This is a genomic window from Neisseria sicca 4320, from assembly GCF_000193735.1.
Taxonomy (GTDB): Bacteria; Pseudomonadota; Gammaproteobacteria; order Burkholderiales; family Neisseriaceae; genus Neisseria; species Neisseria sicca_E.
In genome coordinates this window covers 1-5,564 of record NZ_AEPF01000005.1, presented here as the reverse complement: position 1 = coordinate 5,564, position 5,564 = coordinate 1, and the positions used below count along the sequence as shown (strand labels likewise).

Annotated in this window: 6 protein-coding genes; 2 read left to right on the top strand and 4 right to left on the bottom strand. The window is 52.8% G+C overall.

All coding sequences use genetic code 11. The annotated features are described in order from the left end of the window. Positions 1-41 precede the first annotated feature (41 nt). The 4 genes from NSCA4_RS0100150 to NSCA4_RS15375 all read right to left on the bottom strand — a co-directional run bounded on the left by NSCA4_RS0100150 (position 42) and on the right by NSCA4_RS15375 (position 2,285). Positions 42-1,364 (bottom strand): MFS transporter, encoded by a 1,323-nt coding sequence (locus tag NSCA4_RS0100150; RefSeq protein WP_016686281.1) that lies wholly within the window; start codon positions 1,362-1,364, stop codon positions 42-44. Continuing rightward, a complete protein-coding gene (gene ccoS, locus NSCA4_RS0100145) occupies positions 1,361-1,558 on the bottom strand; it encodes a cbb3-type cytochrome oxidase assembly protein CcoS (protein ID WP_016686280.1) in 198 nt (65 codons plus the stop codon). Before ccoS ends, NSCA4_RS0100150 begins: the two co-directional genes overlap by 4 nt. Next, complete coding sequence (locus NSCA4_RS0100140; RefSeq protein WP_016686279.1) at positions 1,558-1,863, bottom strand: HLGFF motif protein; 306 nt, start codon at positions 1,861-1,863, stop codon at positions 1,558-1,560. The genes ccoS and NSCA4_RS0100140 overlap by 1 nt, the downstream gene beginning before the upstream one ends. A 248-nt stretch (positions 1,864-2,111) precedes the next feature. Then, complete coding sequence (locus tag NSCA4_RS15375; RefSeq protein WP_016686278.1) at positions 2,112-2,285, bottom strand: hypothetical protein; 174 nt, start codon at positions 2,283-2,285, stop codon at positions 2,112-2,114. A gap of 102 nt (positions 2,286-2,387) precedes the next feature. On the opposite strand from NSCA4_RS15375, the gene NSCA4_RS0100130 reads away from it, so the two are divergent. After that, on the top strand, positions 2,388-3,584 hold the full coding sequence (locus NSCA4_RS0100130; RefSeq protein ID WP_016686277.1) for an acetate kinase: 1,197 nt from the start codon (positions 2,388-2,390) through the stop codon (positions 3,582-3,584). Between the two features lie 257 nt (positions 3,585-3,841). Continuing rightward, positions 3,842-5,503, top strand: a complete 1,662-nt coding sequence (recN, locus tag NSCA4_RS0100125) for a DNA repair protein RecN (protein WP_016686276.1) — start codon at positions 3,842-3,844, stop codon at positions 5,501-5,503. Positions 5,504-5,564: the final 61 nt, after the last annotated feature.

Below are 5,564 nucleotides of genomic sequence, written 5' to 3'. Positions count from 1 at the left end.
TGGAATTCCCGTTTTCAGACGACCTTTTTTTACGTTCCGGCTTATCGTTTTCTGATATTGCCGAATATCTTGCCCATATCGTTTAAGAAACGGGGCTCGCGCTGGATTAGGTAAACAATCAAGGGGATATTGCCGATGGCGACGATCAGATAAAGCAGGGAAATGCTGTCAAACAGCATCAAGAGTACCGCGCTTAAAATGGAAGCGGATACCATAAACACGCCGTTGATGAGGTTGTTGGCGGCGACGGCGTGGGCGCGGAAGGATTCGCTGCTGGCGGTTTGCAGCCAAGTGTAGAGCGGGACGGAGAAGAAGCCGCCGAAGAAGCCGATCAGCGTCATGACCAGCATAACGGGGTATGCGATGCCTTGCGAGAGAAACCAGGTGATGCCGTTGAGTTCAACAAAGCGTTGCCCGTTGGTCAGCCATACCAAAATCAAGCCGAATACGGTCAAACCCGTTGTGCCAACGGTTACCAAGCCCAAGAGCAGGCGTTCGTGGCTGAGTTTGGCGCACAACACCGAGCCGGCGGCGATGCCGATGGAGAATAGGGCGAGCATGAGGTTGAAGACGTTGTCGTTGCCGCCTAGATGGATTTGCGTGAAGGTCGGCAGTTGGGTGGTGTAAACCGAGCCGATAAACCAAAACCACGAAATGCCGATGATGGAAGTGAAGACCGAATCATATTGCGCGGTTTCGCGCAGGAGCGCGTGCGTACCTTTGACGATGTTCCATTCGATTTTGGTGTTGGGGGCTTTGGCGGGGACATTAGGCATGAAGAAGCTGGTCAACGTGCCGCCGATGGCGACTAGCAATACTAAGATACCGACGACGGAGGGCGGCAAGCCTGCGACGGACGTGCCTAAAATCTGACCGAACAAAATGGCGATGAACGTTCCCGATTCGATCAGGCTGTTGCCCATAATCAGCTCTTTGTCGTTGAGGTAATCGGGCAGGATGGCGTATTTCAGCGGGCCGAACAGCGTCGATTGCGCACCCATGCAAAACAGGCAGACCAAGAGCAGCGGGGCGGACTGGATATAGAAGCCGAACGCCGCCACCGCCATGATGACGATTTCCAATACTTTGATCCATCGCGCCAAGACGGCTTTGTCGAATTTGGTGCTCAGTTGTCCCGACAGCGCGGAAAACAGGAAATACGGCAGGATAAACAGCAACGCGCCCAAGTTCAGCATTTGGCTGGCGGGCAGGAAGTCGTTTTTGCCCAAACCGTAGAAGCTGATCATCACAAACAGCGCGGTTTTGAACATATTGTCGTTGAACGCGCCCAGAAACTGCGTGCCGAATAATGGGGCGAAACGGCGGCTGGTCGGGAAATTCAGGTTGTCTTTTTTGAGGCTCATTTTTCGGATTTTTGTTCTTCTTTTTCTATTTCGTTTTCAAGCAGCTTGTCGGTGGAATCGTCGTCCATCAGGATGCGGTGTGCCGGTCCTTCGAGATCGTCAAACTGTCCGTTTTTGCCCGACCACCAGAAAAAATAGCCGATGGCAAATGCCAAAATGATGCTGATGGGCACCAAAATAAACATACTTTCCATCACATCGCTCCGGTCAAATCGGTTAAGACGAAAGTCTGTCCCGATACGGTCAGATATTCGTTGCGCAGCGAGCCGACAAGGGCGTCGTCGAAAAACAGCTCGATATGGTCTTTCACGACGCGCCAATATTGCGGAATCTCCGTTTGCTCGAAAGGAGCCAAAGCCTCCGCCGCCACGCCTTCTTCACTTTGCAGCTTGACGGCAAAACGCCCGCTCTGCGACTGCGTTTCGGATTCGTCATCCGGCAGCATGATGAAAAAGCCCACATGGGCGCCTTGTTGCGTTTGGATACTGAAATAGTGCATATCAAAGAATCTTAAAAGGCTGCCGCTTTTTTCAGACGACATAGTGAACACAAAAATTGTCTAAATGTAACAGTTTGACACGCCCCTGCAAAGGGCTTTGCGCCACCGCGTTCGACAGGTCGTCTGAAAACAAACCGTTTCCCTTTAAACATCAATATCTTCCTTGATTGCTCCACGCCTGTTCCAAGTCAAACATTAAGCCAAGCAGCCGAACCCGTTTTTTGCTAGAATAGCGCGGTTTACATTCATCAACCGATTTCAGACGACCCCGCCGAATCAGCGGCGGCAGAAGCCACACGGAAAGCAACATTCATAAAGTTGCCGCCATTCCGAATGTAACGATAATTTTTTCTTTCATAGATTTTACGCCACCAACCGATACGGTCTGCCGCGCAAACGCCCGGCTCGAACCACAAGCGCATCCACTATGCCTGCGGGAGATGTTTGGCGGTATATCCACGACAAAGAACAGATTGCCGATACTGCCTACACAGGTCGTCTGAAACCTTCAGGAGCCACAACAAATGACCCAAAAACTCATCTTAGTTTTGAACTGCGGCAGCTCATCCCTCAAAGGTGCCGTGCTGGATAACGACACCGGTGAAGTCCTGCTCAGCTGCCTTGCCGAAAAACTCAACCTGCCCGATGCTTACATCACGTTCAAAGTAAACGGCGAAAAACATAAAGTCGATCTGTCCGACAAGCCCGACCACACCGGCGCAGTTGAAGCCCTGATGGAAGAACTCAAAGCCCACGGTCTCGACAGCCGCATCGGCGCCATCGGCCACCGCGTCGTCAGCGGCGGCGAACTGTACAGCGAATCCATCCTCGTTGACGACGAAGTCATCGCCGGCATCGAAAAATGTATTCCGCTCGCTCCGCTGCACAACCCCGCGCACCTCTTGGGTCTGCGTGCCGCACAAAGCATTTTCAAAGGCCTGCCCAACGTCGTCGTTTTCGACACCGCCTTCCACCAAACCATGCCGGAACATGCCTACACCTACGCTATTCCGCATGAACTGTATGAAAAATACGGCTTGCGTCGTTACGGCGCGCACGGTACCAGCTACCGCTACGTTTCCGATGAAACCGCCCGTTTCCTCGGTAAAAACAAAAAAGACCTGCGCATGGTAATTGCCCACTTGGGTAACGGCGCATCTATTACCGCCGTCGCCAACGGCGAATCACGCGATACCAGCATGGGCCTGACCCCGCTGGAAGGTTTGGTCATGGGTACCCGCAGCGGCGACATCGATCCCGCAGTGTTTAGCTTCTTGGCTGAAAATGCCAACATGACCATCGCCCAAATCACCGACATGCTGAACAAAAAATCAGGTCTGCTCGGTATCTCAGGTTTGTCCAACGACTGCCGTACCATCGAAGAAGAAGCTGCCAACGGCCACGCAGGTGCCAAACTGGCTCTGGAAATCTTCATCTACCGCCTCGCCAAATACATCGGCAGCATGGCTGTCGCAGCCGGCGGTCTTGACGCACTCGTCTTCACCGGCGGTATTGGCGAAAACTCCGACATCATCCGCGAGCGCGTACTCGGCTACTTGGGCTTCCTCGGTCTGAAAGCCGACCACGAAGCCAACCTGAAAGCCCGCTTCGGTAACGCAGGCGTGATTACGACTGCCGACAGCGCAGCCGTCGCCGTTGTGATTCCGACCAACGAAGAATTGATGATTGCACACGACACCGCCCGTCTGAGCGGCCTGTAATACAGCGCATCATCCGATAAAAAACCTGCCCGAAGCGGCAGGTTTTTTTGTTGCCGACTGTTTTCGACGGCCTATTCAGACGACTTAATTTTGAAAGTGTTGTAAATAAAATAATAAAAATCAGATGTATAAAAATTCAATAAGAAAAATTTGAATAAATATAGAAAATCTTATTCAAACTATAAAAAATCTTAGTTATAATCAGCATATCTAAAGTTAGCCGCCGATACGCGGTCGATTTACTAAGGAATACTACCATGCTGTTGGCACTTTCCCTGAGCGATTTTGTCATTGTTGAAAACCTCAATCTGGATTTCCAAAGCGGTTTTACCGTCTTGACCGGCGAAACAGGCGCGGGCAAATCGATTACGTTGGACGCCATCGGGCTTCTATTGGGCGACAAAGCCGATTACAGCCAAATCCGCAGCGGCGCGAAGGAAGCGCAGTTGTCGGCATTGTTTGACATCAGCCTTTTGCCCGATCTCAAAGCCCAATTGCAGGAGCAGGGTTTTCTAGACGAAGATGCGGAAGAACTCAGCATCCGCCGCATCATCGATGCCAAAGGGAAAAGCCGCAGCTTTATCAACAATCAGGCAGCTACGCTGGCGCAGCTCAAAGCCATCGGCGGGCAGCTTATCGACATCCACGGGCAAAACGCCCACCATTCCCTCAATCAAGAATCCGCCCAGCGCGAATTGTTGGACGCATTTGCAGGTAGTAAGGCGCAGGCGGAAACCGTCAGACAGCTTTATCAAAACTGGGTCAATGCGAAAAAAGCCCTCCAAGAGGCGCAGGAACACGCCGAGACCATCATTATCGAGCGTGAGCGTTTGGAATGGCAGTTCAACGAATTGAACCAGTTGGACGTTAAACAAGGCGAATGGGAAGCCCTCAGCCAAAGCCACGATAGCCTTGCCCATTCCGCCGAATTGCTGCAAGCCGCCGAAGAAGTCGGCGACTACATTGATGGCGACAACGGCATCCAACGTCAAATTTATCAATGCCAAAAGTTATTGACCAATCTGCAAAACATCGAGCCGCGTTTCGCCGAGAGCCTGAATATGCTGTCGAGCATTGAAGCAGAACTGGGTGAAATCAGTGCCAATATGCGTGACGTCGCAGGCCGCAGCGACATTGATCCCAACGAATTAGCGGCGCAGGAACAGCGTATGGGCGAGATGATGGGGATGGCGCGGAAATACCGCATCGAGCCTGAAGCCTTGCCGCAAAAGCTGGCTGAAATCGACGAGCGTCTGCAAAGCCTGCAAGCCGCCGCCGATTTGGAAGCATTGACGCAAACCGTCGCCCGCAATCTTGCCGAATATCAGGAAGCCGCCCACGTTCTTTCCGCCATGCGCCATCAGGCGGCGGGCAGGTTGGGCGAGGAAACGACCGGACATATGCAGCATCTCGCCATGAAAGGCGCGCGTTTCGACATCGTCCTGCTGCCGTCTTCCCCCACTGCGCACGGCTTGGAGCAGGTTCAGTTCCAAGTTGCCGCCAACAAAGGCAATCCGTCCCGTCCGCTGAACAAAGTCGCGTCCGGCGGCGAACTTGCCCGCATCAGCCTTGCCTTGCAGGTTGTGACCAGCCAATACACGCAAGTTCCCACGCTGATTTTTGACGAAGTCGATACCGGTATCGGTGGCGGTGTAGCGGAAATGGTCGGCAAAGCCCTGCGCGCTTTGGGCAAAAAGCACCAAGTGCTTGCCGTGACCCACCTTCCGCAAGTCGCTTCCTGCGGTGAAAACCATTGGCAGGTTCGCAAACACAGCGAAGGCGAACAAACCGTCAGCGAAATCAGCGTGTTGGATCACCAACAGCGTATCGAAGAAATCGCCCGTATGCTTGGCGGGGAAATCATTACCGACACGACCCGCAGCCACGCGGCAGAGTTAATCAGTCTTGCCGCCGCTTAAACGCAAAATAGAGAGAGGTCGTCTGAAAAGGCAGTTTGTGTCTAATCCAATTCACAAACCG

Coding starts and splice junctions, on each gene's coding strand:
- recN (WP_016686276.1), top strand. CDS start 3,842: ATGCTGTTGGCACTTTCCCTGAGCGATTTTGTCATTGTTGAAAACCTC.
- NSCA4_RS0100150 (WP_016686281.1), bottom strand. CDS start 1,364: ATGAGCCTCAAAAAAGACAACCTGAATTTCCCGACCAGCCGCCGTTTC.
- NSCA4_RS0100140 (WP_016686279.1), bottom strand. CDS start 1,863: ATGCACTATTTCAGTATCCAAACGCAACAAGGCGCCCATGTGGGCTTT.
- ccoS (WP_016686280.1), bottom strand. CDS start 1,558: ATGGAAAGTATGTTTATTTTGGTGCCCATCAGCATCATTTTGGCATTT.
- NSCA4_RS15375 (WP_016686278.1), bottom strand. CDS start 2,285: ATGCGCTTGTGGTTCGAGCCGGGCGTTTGCGCGGCAGACCGTATCGGT.
- NSCA4_RS0100130 (WP_016686277.1), top strand. CDS start 2,388: ATGACCCAAAAACTCATCTTAGTTTTGAACTGCGGCAGCTCATCCCTC.